Origin of the sequence: Methylobacterium sp. PvP105, from assembly GCF_017876975.1 — a bacterium.
Lineage (GTDB): Bacteria > Pseudomonadota > Alphaproteobacteria > Rhizobiales > Beijerinckiaceae > Methylobacterium > Methylobacterium radiotolerans.
Window position 1 is genome coordinate 6,221,161 of record NZ_JAGIPA010000001.1, and the last position, 16,330, is coordinate 6,237,490.

Below are 16,330 nucleotides of genomic sequence, written 5' to 3' on the forward strand. Positions count from 1 at the left end.
GTCTCCGAACAAGCGTTGCGGGGCATCCCTGCGGCGCAACAGCTTTTCTTCGAGAAGTTGCGCCCCCGGATAGCGCTCTATCGAGGGGCGCAATGCTTCATTCGCCGGTCAGGGCCGCCTTGGTGCGGGACCACCAGCCGGCGCGCTTCGGCCGATCCGGGTCGGACGGGGGCGTCAGCACGATCGCCACGGGCTCGGGCGCCGGCTCGGCGGGGGCGGCCTCGGGCGACGCGGGCTCGGGCGACGGGGCTTCTGCCTGCGCGCCGACGCTCGCCCGGTCGGCCGCCGGCGCCGCGGACTCGGCCGGCGCCACCGGCAGGTCCACCGCGGTCTCGGCGTCGGCGGCCGGTGCCGGCGCCGATCCGACCGCCTCGGCCACCGCCTCAGCGCTCACCGGCTCCTCCGCCGACAGGGCGACGACGTCGCCCGCGGCCTCCGAAGCGTCGTCCGTCGCGGACGCGTCGCGGGAGCGGCCCTCGCTGCGCCCGCGCCCGCCGCGGCGTCCGCGGCGACGGCGACGGCCGCCCTCGTCCTCGGACCGGGCCGCCTCGTCCGAACCGGCCACCGTCTCGTCGGCGTCGCCGGCCTCCGCGGCGACGGCCGCGGCGGGGGCCTCGGTCCCGGCCGGCTGCTCGCCGTCCCAGTCCCCGTCGCCTCTCTCCGCGTCCGAACGGGCGCCGTCCTGCGGGTCGTCCTGCGAGTCGTCCTGATCGTCGTCGCCGCGATCGTCCTCGGCGCGGCCCTCCTCGCCGCGGCCCTCCTGGCGACCGCCGCGCCGCCGGCGGCGGCGGCGGCGGCGACGGCCCTCGCCGTCCTCGCGCGACCCGTCCTCGCGGGCCTCGGCCCGGCCCTCGTCGGCCTCGCCCTCGGACTCCGTCTCGGCCTCGGCCTCGTCGGCCTCCTCGTCCTCGTCGTCGAACTCCATCGCGGGCGAGATCGCCTGGGCGCGCACGCCCGTCACCGGGCCCTCCGCCCGCTGGGCCGGCTCGCCGCGGTCGAGCTGGAACGGGGTGGTGGCCGCCAGCCGCTCGTCGGCCGCGATCGTGATCGTCACGCCGAAGCGCACCTCGAGCTCGCGCAGGTGCCCGCGCTTCTGGTTGAGGATGTAGAGCGCGATCTCGGTGCGGGTGCGCAGGACGAGGTTGTGCGAGGCCGACTTGAGCAGCACCTCCTCGATCGAGCGCAGGATGTGCAGGGCCACCGACGCGGTGGCGCGCACGAAGCCCGAGCCGCCGCAATGGGCGCAGGGGATCGAGGAGGATTCGAGCACGCCCGTGCGGATCCGCTGGCGGCTCATCTCCAGCAGGCCGAACGGCGAGATCCGGCCGACCTGGATGCGCGCCCGGTCGTTCTTCAGGCACTCGTTGAGCTTCTTCTCGACGGCGCGGTTGTTCCGCTTCTCCTCCATGTCGATGAAGTCGATGACGATCAGGCCCGCGAGGTCGCGCAGCCGCAGCTGGCGGGCGACCTCCTCGGCGGCCTCCAGGTTCGTCTTGAGGGCGGTGTCCTCGATGTCGTGCTCGCGGGTGGCGCGGCCGGAGTTGACGTCGATCGAGACCAGCGCCTCGGTCGGGTTGATCACGAGGTAGCCGCCGGATTTCAGCGAGACGTGCGTGGAGAACATCGCGTCGAGCTGCTGCTCGACGCCGAAGCGGGCGAAGATCGGCGTCGAGTCGCGGTAGGGCTTCACGACCTTGGACTGGCCGGGCATCAGCATCCGCATGAAGTCCTTGGCCTCGCGGTAGGCGTCCTCGCCGGCGACCAGAACCTCGTCCAGATCCTTGTTGTAGAGGTCGCGGATGGCGCGCTTGATCAGCGAGCCCTCCTCGTAGACCAGCGCCGGGGCCATGGAGGTCAGGGTCAGCTCCCGGACCGACTCCCACAGCCGCATCAGGTACTCGAAATCGCGGGCGATCTCGGGCTTGGAGCGCGAGGCGCCGGCGGTGCGCAGGATGACGCCCATCCCCTCGGGCACCTCCAGGTCCTGCACGACCTCCTTGAGGCGCTTGCGGTCGGCCGCCGAGGTGATCTTGCGGGAGATGCCGCCGCCGCGGCCCGTGTTGGGCATCAGCACCGAGTAGCGGCCGGCGAGCGACAGGTAGGTGGTGAGCGCCGCGCCCTTCGTGCCGCGCTCCTCCTTGACGACCTGCACCAGGATGATCTGGCGGCGCTTGATCACCTCCTGGATCTTGTACTGGCGGCGGTAGTGGCGCGGACGCTCGGGGATCTCGGCCAGCGCGTCGCCGTTGCCGCCGACCTGGGCGATCTTGGGCTCGGCGTCGGGATCGTCCGACTCCTCGTCCGACTCCTCGTCGTCGTCGGACTCGTCCTCGTCGTCCTCCGACTCGTCCTCATCCTCGTCGTCGTCGGACTCCTCGTCGTCCTCCTCGGAGGCCTCGTCCGCCGCGTCGGCGGCGGTCGGCGCGGCGGACTCCTCCGCCTCGCTCGCCTCCGTCGCGAGCGCGTCCGCGACGGTCTCGCCCGGCGCGTCGGACACGGTCAGCGCCTCCGCGACGGCGATGCGGGCCTCCGGCTCGGACAGGTCGGATCCGGACTCGGCGGCGACCGGTTCGGCCCCGGCGGGGGCGGCCTGCGCCTCGACCGGAGCGGTCTCGGACAGGTCGGATCCGGCCGCGTCGACCGCGGGCTCGGCGGCGCGCGCCGGCTCGCCGTCCGCCGGGATGTCGCCGGCGGCGGCCTCGGAGGCGAGGGCCTCCTGCACGGCCTCGGGGTTCTCGGCGAGCGTGTCGGGCTGGACGGCCGGGTCGATCCCCGACTCGTTCCGGACCTCGGCCTGATCCTCGCCCTCGGCGGCCGCGTGCGTGTCCTCGGCGCTCACGGTCTCGTCGGCGCCGCGGGCACGGGCCTCGGCGCGGCGGCCGCGGGACCGGCGCGACGACGACCGGCGGCGACGCTCCTCGCGCTCGCGGTGCTCCTCGGCGTCGCGGGCCTCCTCCTCGAGGAGCGCCTGCCGGTCGGCCAGCGGGATCTGGTAGTAGTCGGGATGGATCTCGTTGAAGGCCAGGAAGCCGTGGCGGTTGCCGCCATACTCGACGAACGCCGCCTGGAGCGACGGCTCCACCCGGGTGACCTTGGCGAGGTAGATGTTGCCGCGCAGCTGGCGCCGGTTGGCGGCTTCGAAGTCGAACTCCTCGACCCTAGACCCGTGGACCGTGACGACCCGGGTCTCCTCCGGGTGCATCGCGTCGATCAGCATTTTGTTGGCCATGTCGGACTCTCGGCATGGCGGCCGACGTCGTTCTCCGTGCCCGTGGTCCCGGCGGCGCCTCGCCCGACGTCAAACCTGTCGGGCGGGATGCCGGCCTCGTCGCCGAGGCGGATGGGTTCGAGGGGAAATTGCCGTCAACCGCCGTTCGGCGCCCTGGGCGCCTGGGGTTGAAACAGGCCGGGCGGACGGACGGACCGGTGCGACGCGCCTCGTGCGCCTCCGGGGCACGCGCAGCTCTATGCTGGGCCGTGCGTCCGTCCATCGTGGTCCCGACCTCGCGAAACAATCTCGGCCGGCGGGGGACCGGCCGTGAATTCCTGGGTGCGACGGAGGAACTCCGCCGCGTCGTGCGACACCTGCCCGATCGCGGGCGGCACGGGCCGCCGCCAGGCGGACCGACAGGGCCCGCCGCGACACCACGACCGATTTCGCGAGGAATTCGGTCACGTCCGCGGGCCGTTGCGGCGACCGGCGGGACCGGAGAGGGGTCGACATCATTACAGACCGCTGCGCGGATTTGGCAAGGGTCAACGTGAATAGATGTCACGGGCCTGTCACGGCGCGGAGGCGGCCGGTCCGCGGTCGCGAGCGCAGCCAAGCGATCCAGGGCGGCGCTGACGATCGCGGATGGGCCGCATCCCTGGGCCGCATCGCCGGATCGCCTCGCTGCGCGCGCGATGACGGCCTGCCGCGTCGCGACAGGCGTGTGCCTACTCCGCCGCTTCGAGCCGCGGCGCCACCCCGGCCAGCGCCGCGGGCTTCGGGCCGCCGGTGGCCCAGTCGAGCAGCTCGACCGTGTGGACGATCGGGATGCCGGTGCCCTTCCCGATCTGCGTGGCGCAGCCGATGTTGCCGGTGGCGATCACGTCGGGGCGCACGCGCTCGATATTGGCGACCTTCCGGGCGCGCAGCTTCGCGGCCAGCTCCGGCTGCAGGATGTTGTAGGTCCCCGCCGAGCCGCAGCAGATGTGGCCCTCGGGCACGTCCTTCACGGTGAAGCCCGCGCGCTTCAGCAGCGTCTTGGGCTCCAGCCGGATGCCCTGGCCGTGCTGCATCGAGCAGGCCGAGTGGTAGGCCACCACCAGGTCGGTCTCGGCGACGGGGGCCAGGTCGAGCAGCGCGAGGTACTCGGTCACGTCCTTGGCCAGGCTCGAGACCCGCAGCGCCTTCTCGGCGTAGGCCGGGTCGTCGCGGAACATGAAGCCGTAATCCTTGATGGTCGTGCCGCAGCCCGAGGCCGTGACCAGGATCGCGTCGAGGCCCTTGGCGATCTCGGCGTCCCAGGCGTCGATCGCCTGCTTGGCGTGGGCGTGGGCCGAGTCCTCCTTGCCCATGTGGTGGGTCAGCGCCCCGCAGCAGCCCTCGTTCGCGTGGACGACCTCGATCCCGTGCCGGTTGAGCAGCCGGATCGCGGCGGCGTTGAAGTCCGGCCGCAGCACGCTCTGGGCGCAGCCGCGCAGCAGGGCGACGCGCTTGGGGGCCGTCCCGGCCGCCCCCGCGCCCGCCGGCGGGAACCGGCCGGGCCGGTTCGTCGGCTCGCGGGGCGGCGTCCCGGCCGGCGCGAGGTCGAGCATGGCCGCGAGGCGGTTGCCGACCCGCGGCAGCCGGGCCACCAGGCCCCGGAACGGCGCGCCGAGCCTGGCGGCGGTGAGCGCGAGGCGGAAGCGGCCCGGATAGGGCAGGACCTGGGCGAGCAGCGCCCGCAGGAACCGGTCGCCGGCGGGGCGGGTGTAGGTCTCCTCGATATGCGCCCGGGCGTGGTCGACGAGGTGCATGTAGTGCACCCCCGACGGGCAGGTGGTCATGCAGGACAGGCACGAGAGGCAGCGGTCGACGTGCTTGACCACCTCCTGCGAGGCCGGCTTGCCGCCCTCCAGCATGTCCTTGATCAGGTAGATCCGCCCGCGCGGGGAATCGAGCTCGTCCCCGAGAAGCAGGTAGGTCGGGCAGGTCGCCGTGCAGAAGCCGCAATGCACGCAGGTCCGCAGGATCTTCTCCGACGCCGCCATGGCGGGATCGGCGAGCTGGGCGGGGGCGAAGTTGGTCTGCACGGGTCGCGTCCTCGGCGCCACGCCTCCCCACGGTCGGGGAGGGGCGAAATCTGATGCTTACAGTCCGGCGTACATCCGGCCGGGGTTGAGCACCCCGGCGGGATCGTGCGCCGCCTTGATGCCGGCGGTGAGCCGCATCAGCGGCTCGGCCAGCGGCTCGAACACCGGCACGGCGGCGCGCACGGCGTCGGGTGCGCGCACCAGCGTGGCGTGGCCGCCCTGGGCCTTCACCGCCCGGCGCACCGTCGCGGCGCCGGCATCGCCCGCCGAGCCGGTGGCGAGCCAGATCAGGCCGCCGCCCCAGTCGAAGAACCAGCGCGCCTCGCGCTCGGCCGCGACCGCCGCCGCGAGGGCCGGCCCGCGGGTCGGCGCGGTGGAGATCCGCCAGAGGGCGGCCTCCCGGGGCTCGGCGAGCGGCGCCGCGTCGCGCACCGACCGCCAGAGGGCGGCGCCGGCCTCACCGTCCAGGGTCTCGGGCTGACCGTAGCGCTTCAGCAGGCGGCTCAGCGCGCCCGCGCGGTAGTCGATGGAGTCGGAGAAGCCCTCGAGGCGCATCAGCGTCCGCGCCTCCGGGGCGCCGATCCCCGCCGGCAGGTGCGCGGCCCCCGTGAGCTCGAAGGGCGAGCCCAGCGCCTCCGCCAGGGCGGTCACCGCCCGGGCGTCCTCCAGGCCGGAGAAGACCAGGGTCGCCACCCGCTCGCAGGCGGGCAGCACCTTGAAGGTGATCTCGGTGAGCAGGCCCAGCGTGCCGTGGGCGCCGGCCATCAGCTTCACGAGGTCGAGGCCGGTGACGTTCTTCATCACCCGGCCGCCCGACTTGATCGCCTCGCCGCGCCCGTTGACGAAGCGGACGCCGATCAGGCTGTCCCGGGCCGCGCCGGCGTTGATCCGCCGGGGACCGGCATTGTTGATCGCCGCGACCGCCCCGAGGGTCGGCTCCCCGGCGCTGCCGTAGAGGCCGCGCAGGTCCATCGGCTCGAAGGGCAGCATCTGGCCGCGGGAGGCGAGCAGCGCCTCGACCTCGGCGAGCGGCGTCCCGGCCCGGGCCGCCACCACCATCTCGGCGGGCTCGTAGAGCGTGACGCCGGTGAGGGCCTTCGCCGAGAGGGTCGCGCTGTCCTGCGCGGGCCGGCCGAGCCCCGCGGCGGTGCCGCCGCCGGCGAGGCGCAGGCGCTCGCCGCGCCCCGCGGCCGCCCGCACGATCTCCCCGGCCTCCGCCTCGGTGCCGGGCTCGTACACGCCCATCGTTCCCGCCCCGGTCCTGTTTGTATCCATTCCAGGACGGGTGTCGCCGGATCCGGCGGCGGATTCAAGCGGAGGTGGAGTCGCGGGGTTTCAGCGGCGGGATTTCCACTGCGGCGGCGGCGCGCGAGCCTACTCCGCCGCCACGGTCCCTGCCGGGCGCAGGCGCGCCAGGACCTGGCGGCGCAGGCCGGCGATGTCGAGGATCCAGACCAGGGTCCCGTAGAGAACCATCCCGGCCGGAACCAGGACCGCCAGCGCGGTGGCGGGCGGCAGCTGCCGGAAGGGGGCGAGGGCGAGCCCCATCGCCGCGCAGGCGAGCGCCGCGACGCCGATCTCCCCCCAGGGCAGCGCGATCCGCTCCGCGCCGGTCAGGGCGCGCCAGCCGAGCCACGTTCCGGCGGCGGCGAGCCCGGCGCTCTGCGCCAGCGCGACGCCGAGACCGCCCATCCGGTCCGGCAGGACGAGGAGGCCGGCGCCGTTCACCGCGAGGCCGACCAGGGCGGCGGCGACCACCGGCAGGGTCCGGCGGCGGATCTGGAAGACCGGGTTGAGGGCGTAGAACATCATCGCGAGGCAGAACAGGCCCGGCATCAGCACGGTGCTGTAGGTCTCGAACGGCCCGCGATAGGCGTCCGGCACCACCAGCCCCTGGAGGGCCGGCAGCACCGCCCAGAAGCCGACCGCGCAGGGCGCCAGCAGGGCGAACACGGTGCCGGCATTGGCGGCGACCTGCGCCTCGGCGGCGGCGCGGCCGCTCTGCTCCTCGGCCTGCACGGCGAGCTGGAACAGCAGCAGGTCGAGGGCGGTGCCCAGCGTCATCAGCGCGCGCGAGGTGACGTCGGCCGCCAGGGCGAAGTAGCCCGCCTCGGCGAAGCCGGCCTGGCCCGCGATGGCGCCACGATTGACGAAGGTGAGGCACTGGTAGGCGGTGTTGGCGGCGATGAGCGGCAGGCCGTAGCGCGCGAAGACCCGCCAGGTCGCCGACAGGCGCGGCCGCTCGAGGGGCGTGCGCGGGTCCCGCAGGGGGTGGCGCAGCACCACCACCGCGAGGAGCTGGCTCAGTCCCGCCGCCGCCAGCACCCAGGCCGGCTGGGGCAGCCACCACGCCGCCGCCGCCATCAGGGCGAAGGACAGGACGTTCTTCACCGCGACGAGGCCGAGATAGAGCTTGCCGTCGAAGCGCGCCCGGGCGAGGGCCGCGTGATAGTCGAACACGCCGATGCCCAGGGCCGCGAGGCCGGTGCCGCACAGGACCGCCTCGCGCCCGTCGGCGCCGCCGGCGAAGCCGAAGGCCCCGCACAGGGCCGCGGCGGCCAGGAGCAGGGCGCCGATGCGCAGGTAGGCCCGGTCGAGCCCGTGGCGGATCCACGGCTCGTCGACGCGCACGCGCCCCGAGTAGAACCGCGTCGCCGACAGGCGCAGCCACTCGAACAGCACCGTGTTCAGCACGATGGCGCCGGTGGTCGCGAGGGCGAACCGGCCGAAATCCGCCGGGCCCAGCAGCTTGGCGATCAGCAGGCCGAGGACGAAGTTGAGCCCCGCATTGATGACGAAGGCGACGATCACGGCCATGGACGGCGACTCATGCGCGGCGGGATTGCGCCCGCCCGTTGCGTACGCTGTAGCGCGCGAGCCGTAAGACTCCCCTAAACGGGCGAGATCGGGGCGGAGGCCCGCGGGCCCCGGCACCGTTCGGTCAGGCGGCCCGGACGCTGTCGAGGAAGCGCGCGACCTCGGCGGTGAGCGTCTCGGATTGCCGCGACAGCGCGGACGCCGCCGCGAGTACCGCGGCGGCCGCCCGGCCGGTCTCCTCGGCGGCCCCGGCGACCCCCAGAATGGTGCTGGTCACCGCGCCGGTGCCGATGGCCGCCTGCCCGACGTTGCGGACGATCTCCCGGGTGGCCGATCCCTGCTCCTCCACCGCCGCCGCGATCGCGCTCGCCACGCCGCTGATCTCCTGGATCCGCCCCGTGATCGCGCCGATCGCCGCGACGGCCCCGCCGGTCGCGCCCTGGATGCCGGCGATCTGGCCGGCGATCTCCTCGGTCGCCCGGGCGGTCTGCGCCGCCAGCGCCTTCACCTCGCCGGCGACGACCGCGAAGCCCCGGCCCGCCTCGCCGGCGCGGGCGGCCTCGATGGTGGCGTTGAGCGCCAGCAGATTGGTCTGCCCGGCGATCGCCGCGATCAGCCCGACCACGTCGCCGATCCGCGCGACCGCGCCGCTCAGGTCGCGGACCAGCGCGCCCGTCTGCCCGGCCTCCGAGACGGCCCCCTGGGCGAGCCTGGTCGATCCCTCGACCTGCCGGCCGATCTCCTCCACGGAGGCGCCGAGTTCCTCGGCCGCCGCCGCCACGGTGCTGACGTTGGCGGCGGCCTCCTCGGCGGCGGCCGCCACCGTGCTGGACTGGCTGGCGGTCCGGGTCGCGGTGGCCGTCATGGTCTGGGCCGTACCCTGCAGCGCGGTGGCCGAGTCCGAGACCTGGGCGATGATGCCGCCGACCGTCCGCTCGAACCGCTCGGCCATCGCCCGCAGGTCGGACCGGCGGCGCGCCTCCGCCGCCAGCCGCGCCTCCGCGGCCTCGGACTCGAGCTGCCGGCTGCGGATGAGGTTGTCCTTGAACACCTGGACGGCCCGCGCCATCGCGCCGATCTCGTTGCGGTAGGTGCGCGCCGGGACCGTGACGGAGGCGTCCCCGTCGGCCAGCGCCCGCATCGTCGCGGTCAGCGCCCGGAGCGGGCGCAGCACGCCGCCGAACAGGGTCCACAGGCCGAGGGCCACCAGCAGGATCACCGCCAGCAGCGCCGCCCCGCTGCGCGCGACGTCGCTCCGGGCCGCGTCGGCGAGGGCCTCGGCGCGCGCCACCATCGCGTCCAGGGCCGCGTCGCAGAGGGCCACGAGGGAGCGCTGGTTCTCGGTGTTGCGGTCGCGCAGCTCCGCGAACGAGTGGCGCGGGGGCGTGTGCGTGCTGAGCGCGTCGAAGACCGCCTGCCCGATGGCCCTGGTCTCGCCCTCGAAATTGCTGGCCTTCGCCCGCTCGAACGCGGCCCGCACCGCCTCCGAGACGCCGGTCGCGGCCTCGGTCGTGCGCCGCCACGCCGCCAGAAGTTCCGTCCGCTCCTCGGCCGCCGCGATCGTCTCGGGCAGGGACCACGACGCGCCGGCGACCAGCGAGCTCTGCACCCGCACCGCGACGTTGCCGCTGGCCACGCGCGTGTCCCAGGCCGCCTGCTTGAGGGCGAGATAGCGCTGCAGGGCGGGATCGGAGCGGGGAATGGACGCGTCGACCGCCTTCAGCGTGGCCGTCAGCGCCTCGAGCAGGTCCTGGAAGGCGGCCATCGCGGCCTCCCGCAGCGCCGGGTCGCGCCGCGCCTTCGGCAGCCGGAGGGCCTCGTCGATGCGGGGGCGCAGGGCCGCCATCGCCTCCTGCGCCGTGGTCAGGCGGTCGAGCGTCGCGCTGACCGCCGGCTCGGCCAGATCGCTCAGGCTGCGCTGGGCCCGGCGGTAATTCTCGGTCAGCGCCTGCCGGCTGCCCGCGACGGTCGACAGGGTCTTCGCGTCCGCGGGCGCCTCACCCCCGAGGGCGAGGGACGATCCGCGCTCGAGCCGCAGCGGCAGGATCGCCCTGAGGAGGCCCTGACTCGCCTCCGTCAGGGTCACGGCGCGGGCCGCGCGCGCCGCCTGCGCCCGCGCGTCGACGAGCGACCTGACCGCGTTGCCCAGCGCCATGCAGGCCATGATGACGATCACCAGGCACAGCAAGGTCCGGATCGAGAAGCGTCCCAGCCAGCGACTCATGGGAGAAAATCTCAGGATCTGCGATGCTCGGTCCTATAACGTCAGGTTTCGTCGGGCAATCGAGCGATCGCGCTATCCGTAATAAAGATTAGGATATTTTATGATCCGCCGTTTATATGGATAAACACAGAGATTGTCCGCGCGAAGACTTGTCTGACGAAATCGCGCCGAATTTCGACGGGCCGAAATCGGCCCGCTCTTCGGCGGCGCGGCGGTGCGGCTCCCGCCCCGGGAGCGGCGGGGAGCGGATCTGGCGCCCCGCGCCGCATCCGCGAGGAGCCCCGGGCCGGGCCCGGGGCCGCGCGGGGCCGGCCTGCCGGCGTCCTGCCGGCAACCTGCCGGCGTCCTGCCCGTCCGGCCGTCGCGCGCCCTCGTCATGGCGGATCGGGTCGCGAGAACGGACCGTTCGATCGGGGCCGGATATCGGCGGGGGCCTGCCGGCCCGCGGGCCGCCCGCGGACCGGCGGCACCCCGCGCGTCGCCTACAGCGCGCGCTCGTAGCGCCAGGCCTCCATCCCGTCCTCGTAATAGTCCGGCCGCACGGCGAAGCGGGTGTAGCCCCGGCGCTCGTAGAGCCGGATGCCGGCGCCGTTGTCCGCGCGCACCTCCAGCCGCAGCCGGTCGCAGCCCTGGGCGCGGGCGCGGGCCTCCGCGGCGTCGAGGAGCCGGCCGCCGAGGCCGAGGCCGCCGCGATTCGGTGCCACCGCGATCGAGGCCAGCCGGGCGATCCGGCTGCCGCGCCGCCGCTCCAGCACCGCGGCGCCCACGAGCACCGGAATCGGATCCCGGTCCGGCGGGTCGATCAGGGCCGCCAGCACGTCCATGGTGGGCGAGCGGATCGCGTGGCGGATCGCCCGGCGCTCGGCCCGGTCCGTGGCGAAGGCGGCGTGCTCCAGGGCGACCAGGGCGTCGAGATCGGCGAGGGTGGCGGTGCGGATCGTCGGCTCGGGGAGCCCGTCGCCGACCGGGCTGCGCAAGGGAGCGCTCACAGGGGGGCGCTCACGCCCGCGCCGTCGCGGTGGATCTGATCGGCCCGGCCATCGCTCGCTCGCCTGAGTCCTCTGCCCCCTCCGGTCAGATGCCCGCTTCCGCCGCGCTTGGGAAGCCCGCGCGGCCCGCCGCGCGCCGGCGGGATGCGTCGTTTTTGCAACGGAGCGCGCGGGGTGTGGATTGCGGGCGGAAAAGCGGGCGTTTCGGGGCGGTTTCCCCTTGTCGCGCGGGACCCGTCTCCGTATATGCGCCGTGCCCAATTTCGCACGTGCCTGTGGCCGCGTGTCGGTTGGTGGGCATCCGGTCAACTGCCGGACAGCCGCCAGGGGTCTTAAAGGATCGATGGTCGCAAGGGTGGATCCCTACGGCCGGCATCCAGGTGGCAACACCGGACCCCGACAACAACCGGCAGCCGGAGGCGAAACCGGCGAACCCCGCTCTCCACGGGGGACGCAGCTTAAAGCAACGACGAACGGGCTTTTTTGGTCTCGTCGGCCCTCCAAAGGCCGGCACCGAAGAGGCTTGTTTCTCTTTGCCCGGCGTGCGGTGGGGGTCCTCCCTTCCAATCCACGGCAGCTTCCGGGTGCTCTGCGCCCGCACTGACGCACGCGTCTCCAAAGCGCGTGGGTCCGCGCGACGCATCGCCCCCTGACGCCGGCGGCCTGTCAGGCCGTCATCTTCGACAGCGCGCCCCGCGTAGGGCGCCCGCGAACCCGTGCCGGGAGACGACCATGACCGACCGCATCCGTGACTACCTGCGCGTGCGCCGCGACCTCGGTCAGGACGAGGGCCCCGTGATGGTCCTCGACCTCGACGTCGTGCGCGACAACTACACCGCCTTCGCGCGCTCCCTGCCGGACACCCGGGTGTTCTACGCCGTGAAGGCGAACCCGGCTCCCGAGGTGCTGCGCCTTCTGGCCGAGATGGGCTCGTGCTTCGACACGGCCTCCGTCGCCGAGATGGAGATGGTGCTGGCCGCCGGCGCCACCGCCGACCGGATCTCCTTCGGCAACACCATCAAGAAGGAGCGCTGCATCGGCCGCGCCCTGAAGCTCGGCATCCGCCTGTTCGCGGTCGACTGCCAGGCCGAGGTCGAGAAGATCGCCCGGGCCGCCGAGGCCGTGGACGTGCCGGCCGGCGAGATCCGGGTGTTCTGCCGCATCCTCTGCGACGGCGCGGGCGCCGACTGGCCCCTGTCCCGCAAGTTCGGCTGCGTGCCCGAGATGGCCGCGGACGTGCTGGAGCACGCCCACCGCCAGGGGCTGGAGGCCTACGGGATCTCGTTCCATGTCGGCTCGCAGCAGGGCAACACCGAGGCCTGGGACGGGGCCCTCGGCTCCGCGGCGGCGGTCTTCCGCGAGTGCGCGGAGCGCGGCATCGGCCTGTCGATGGTCAATCTCGGCGGCGGCTTCCCGACCAAGTACCTCAAGGCGGTGCCGGGCGTGGAGAGCTACGGCGAGGCGATCTTCCGGGGCCTGACCAAGCATTTCGGCAACCAGATCCCCGAGACGATCATCGAGCCGGGCCGCGGCATGGTCGGCAATGCCGGCCTGATCGAGGCGGAAGTTGTTCTCGTGTCGCGCAAGTCCGCGGATGCCGACGAGGTCCGATGGGTCTACCTCGACATCGGCAAGTTCGGCGGGCTGGCCGAGACCATGGACGAGGCGATCCGCTACCCGATCCGCACCGCGCGGGACGGGGACGCGACCGAGCCCTGCGTCATCGCCGGCCCGACCTGCGACTCGGTGGACGTGCTCTACGAGCGGCAGCTCTACCCGCTGCCGGTCTCGCTCTCGATCGGCGACAAGGTGCTGATCGAGGGCGCGGGCGCCTACACCACGACCTACGCGGCGGTGGCCTTCAACGGCTTCCCGCCCCTTCAGCAGATCGTGATCTGATCGCGCGCGCCGCCCGGGACACTCCGGGCGGCATCCTTCCGAGACTGCTCCCGGCGGGTGACAGGCGGCAGGAGGCGGACGCACGGATCCCGTGCGTCTGGAACCACCCTGCGGTCACGCTGCGTTAAGGGCCGCTGCCGTTTCTCCGGAAGCGGCGGCCAGCCCTGATCGCTCGTCGAGACGATCCATCGCTTCTCCCGCTTGCCGGCCCGGGGAGGGCACAGCCATGATCGAGATCCGCGCGGAGCACCTTCACGACGTCCCGGCGCGCGAGCGCCTGCTCGACGCGTGCTTTCCCGGCAATCGACGCGCCAAGACCTCGGAGCGCCTGCGCGAGGGCCGGCTGCCGGCCCGCGGCCTCGCCTTCGCGGCGACCCGGGCGGGGCGCCTCGTCGGCACCCTGCGGCTGTGGCACGTCGAGGCCGGGCTCGCCCGCCCGGCGCTGCTGCTCGGCCCGCTCGCCGTCGATCCGGCGATCCAGGGGCAGGGGCTCGGCTCGGTGATGATGCAGGCGGCGCTCGGCCGTGCCGAATCCCTCGGCCACGGCGCCGTGCTGCTGGTCGGCGACGCGCCCTACTACGCCCGCTTCGGCTTCGACCGGGCGCTCGCGGACGGCCTGACCCTGCCGGGACCGTTCGAGCGCGCGCGCTTCCTCGGTCTGGAGCTGCGCGCGGGGGCGCTGGCGGGCGCCGCGGGGATGGTCCGGGCGACCGGCGTGCTGTCGCCGGCGGGCGCGGTGGCCAACGAGGCGGGGGTGGCGCGACGACGCGCCGCCTGAGCGGGATCGACAGGCGCCGAAAGCCTGAGGCGACGACCGCGCCGTCCCTGCGAGCGCCGCGAAGCTATCCGGGGCAGCGCGGTCCCCGAGCGCCGCGAATGCCCGGGTCACCTCGCTGCGCCCGCGACGACGGTGTGCAGGCCAGGCATGTTGGGGATGCGGCCGCATCTGCGCGCCTGGCCGGCCTCGTGCATTGCGCCGGGCGCCCGCGATCCCGCATAGACGGTCCGCCGGCCTCCCGGAGAAGGTTGCTCGACCGATGCAGATCGCCACGCCCTACCTGATGTTCCTGGGCGACGTGCCCGACACGCTGGCGGCGAAGACCGCCTACGGGATCAAGGACTGGCGCCCCGAGTGGTGCGTCGGCCAGATGCGCCTGCCCGGCTGCGCCGCCGATCTCGGCATCCCCGACATGACCCTGGCCGAGGCCCTGGCGAAGGGCTGCCGGACCCTGGTGATCGGCGTCGTCAACGCCGGCGGCGTGCTGCCGGACCACTGGGTGAAGGAGATCGTCGCGGCGATCGAGGCCGGGCTCGACGTGGCGAGCGGCCTGCACGTCAAGCTCGGCACGGTCCCGGCCATCGCCGAGGCCGCGGCACGGCGCGGCCGCCAGCTCCACGACGTCCGCCACACCGACGAGCGCTTCCCCACCGGCAAGGGCACCAAGCGGGCCGGGCGGCGCCTGCTCACCGTCGGCACCGACTGCTCCGTCGGCAAGAAGTACACCGTGCTGGCCCTGGAGCGCGGCATGCGCGCGCGCGGCCTGGACGCCGATTTCCGCGCCACCGGCCAGACCGGCGTGTTCATCTCCGGCCGGGGCGTCGCCATCGACGCCGTCGTGGCCGACTTCATCTCCGGCGCCGTCGAGACGATCGCGCCCGAAGCCGCCCCGAACCACTGGGACCTGATCGAGGGCCAGGGCTCGCTCTACCACCCGTCCTTCGCGGGCGTGAGCCTCGGCCTGCTCCACGGCGCGCAGGCCGACGCCTTCGTGGTCTGCCACGAGCCGACCCGCACCAACATGCGCGGCGTGAAGCACCCGCTGCCGACCATCCGGCAGGTGATCGACCTCACCGTGCAGCTCGGCAGCCTGACCAACCCGGCGATCCGGCCGGTCGGCATCGCGGTGAACACACAGGCGCTCGCCGAGGGCGAGGCGCGGGCCCTCCTCGACAAGCTCGCGTCCGAGCACGGCCTGCCCGCCACCGACCCGGTGCGCTTCGGCGTCGACGGGCTGGTCGACCGGATCGTCGCCGACTTCCCGGAGGCCTGACATGGCGCGCCGCCTGACCCTCGCCGTCGAGCGCTTTCCCATCGCCGGCGCCTTCACGATCTCGCGCGGCAGCCGCACCGAGATCGCCGTCGTGGTGGCGACGATCGCGGACGGCGACGCGGTCGGGCGCGGCGAGTGCGTGCCCTATCCGCGCTACGGCGAGAGCGTCGAGAGCGTCAGCGCCCTGATCGAGGGCCAGGCAGAGGCGATCGCCGCCGGGATCGAGCGGGACGCGCTCATGGCCCGCATGAAGGCGGGCGCCGCGCGCAACGCCCTCGACTGCGCGCTGTTCGACCTCGAGGCGAAGCGCCAGGGCCGCCCCGCCTGGGAGATCGCGGGTCTCGCCGAGCCCCGGCCGGCGATCACCGCCTACACGCTGAGCCTCGGCACGCCGGAGAGCATGGCGGAGGCCGCCCGCAAGGCCGCCCACCGGCCGCTGCTCAAGGTCAAGCTCGGCGGGGACGGCGATCCGGAGCGCATCGCCGCGGTGCGGGCCGGCGCGCCGGAATCCCGGCTGATCGTCGACGCCAACGAGGCGTGGCGGCCCGAGAACGTCGAGGCCAACCTCGCGGCCTGCCTGAAGGCGGGCGTCGCGCTGATCGAGCAGCCGCTGCCGGCCGACGCCGATGCCCTGCTGGCCGAGATCCCCCACCCGGTGCCGGTCTGCGCCGACGAGAGCCTGCACGACCGTGCCGGACTCGACGCGCTGGCCGGGCGCTACGACGCGATCAACATCAAGCTCGACAAGACCGGCGGCCTGACCGAGGCGGTGCTCCTCGCCCGCGAGGCGCGGGCCCGGGGGCTCTCGATCATGGTCGGCTGCATGCTCGGCACCTCGCTGGGCATGGCGCCGGCGGCACTGCTCGCCAACGCCGCGGAGTTCGTCGACCTCGACGGACCGCTGCTGCTGGCCCGCGACCGTGACCCGCCGCTGCGCTACGAGGGCAGCCTGATGCACCCGCCGACGCCGGAGCTCTGGGGCTAGGGCACGCGGGCGGAGCGGTCGCCGTCCGCGGTCCGAGACCGCCCAGCGCGAGATCTCGGAGGCTCGGCCCTGTGGAGATCCCAGG

Annotated in this window: 10 protein-coding genes; 4 read left to right on the forward strand and 6 right to left on the reverse strand. The window is 74.0% G+C overall.

Going from position 1 to position 16,330, the window contains the following annotated elements:
• Window positions 1-97 precede the first annotated feature (97 nt).
• The 6 genes from J3A75_RS30225 to J3A75_RS30250 all read right to left on the reverse strand — a co-directional run bounded on the left by J3A75_RS30225 (window position 98) and on the right by J3A75_RS30250 (window position 11,310).
• Entirely contained in the window at window positions 98-3,229 is a 3,132-nt protein-coding gene (locus J3A75_RS30225) for a ribonuclease E/G (protein WP_209650859.1), read from the reverse strand.
• A 710-nt stretch (window positions 3,230-3,939) separates the two neighbouring features.
• A complete protein-coding gene (gene glcF / locus J3A75_RS30230; RefSeq protein WP_012321569.1) occupies window positions 3,940-5,280 on the reverse strand; it encodes a glycolate oxidase subunit GlcF in 1,341 nt (446 codons plus the stop codon).
• Between the two features lie 57 nt (window positions 5,281-5,337).
• Complete coding sequence (locus J3A75_RS30235) at window positions 5,338-6,525, reverse strand: FAD-binding protein (protein WP_071000195.1); 1,188 nt, start codon at window positions 6,523-6,525, stop codon at window positions 5,338-5,340.
• Window positions 6,526-6,654: 129 nt separating this feature from the next.
• Complete coding sequence (locus J3A75_RS30240) at window positions 6,655-8,097, reverse strand: polysaccharide biosynthesis C-terminal domain-containing protein (RefSeq protein WP_012321571.1); 1,443 nt, start codon at window positions 8,095-8,097, stop codon at window positions 6,655-6,657.
• Between the two features lie 124 nt (window positions 8,098-8,221).
• Window positions 8,222-10,321 (reverse strand): methyl-accepting chemotaxis protein, encoded by a 2,100-nt coding sequence (locus tag J3A75_RS30245; RefSeq protein WP_071000196.1) that lies wholly within the window; start codon window positions 10,319-10,321, stop codon window positions 8,222-8,224.
• Window positions 10,322-10,803: 482 nt separating this feature from the next.
• Window positions 10,804-11,310 carry a GNAT family N-acetyltransferase gene (locus J3A75_RS30250; protein WP_012321573.1) on the reverse strand — a complete coding sequence of 169 codons (507 nt, stop codon included), beginning with the start codon at window positions 11,308-11,310 and terminating at the stop codon, window positions 10,804-10,806.
• Window positions 11,311-12,042: 732 nt separating this feature from the next.
• Between J3A75_RS30250 and J3A75_RS30255 the strand changes: the two genes are divergently transcribed.
• From J3A75_RS30255 to dgcA, 4 genes are all read left to right on the forward strand, one after another.
• Window positions 12,043-13,209 carry a type III PLP-dependent enzyme gene (locus J3A75_RS30255; RefSeq protein WP_024828676.1) on the forward strand — a complete coding sequence of 389 codons (1,167 nt, stop codon included), beginning with the start codon at window positions 12,043-12,045 and terminating at the stop codon, window positions 13,207-13,209.
• A 226-nt stretch (window positions 13,210-13,435) separates the two neighbouring features.
• The gene (locus tag J3A75_RS30260) at window positions 13,436-13,987 is read left to right on the forward strand and encodes a GNAT family N-acetyltransferase (RefSeq protein WP_024828675.1); all 552 of its coding nucleotides are present in this window, start codon (window positions 13,436-13,438) and stop codon (window positions 13,985-13,987) included.
• Window positions 13,988-14,246: 259 nt separating this feature from the next.
• The gene (dgcN, locus tag J3A75_RS30265; RefSeq protein ID WP_012321576.1) at window positions 14,247-15,260 is read left to right on the forward strand and encodes an N-acetyltransferase DgcN; all 1,014 of its coding nucleotides are present in this window, start codon (window positions 14,247-14,249) and stop codon (window positions 15,258-15,260) included.
• Window position 15,261: 1 nt separating this feature from the next.
• The gene (gene dgcA / locus J3A75_RS30270; RefSeq protein ID WP_024828674.1) at window positions 15,262-16,245 is read left to right on the forward strand and encodes an N-acetyl-D-Glu racemase DgcA; all 984 of its coding nucleotides are present in this window, start codon (window positions 15,262-15,264) and stop codon (window positions 16,243-16,245) included.
• Window positions 16,246-16,330: the final 85 nt, after the last annotated feature.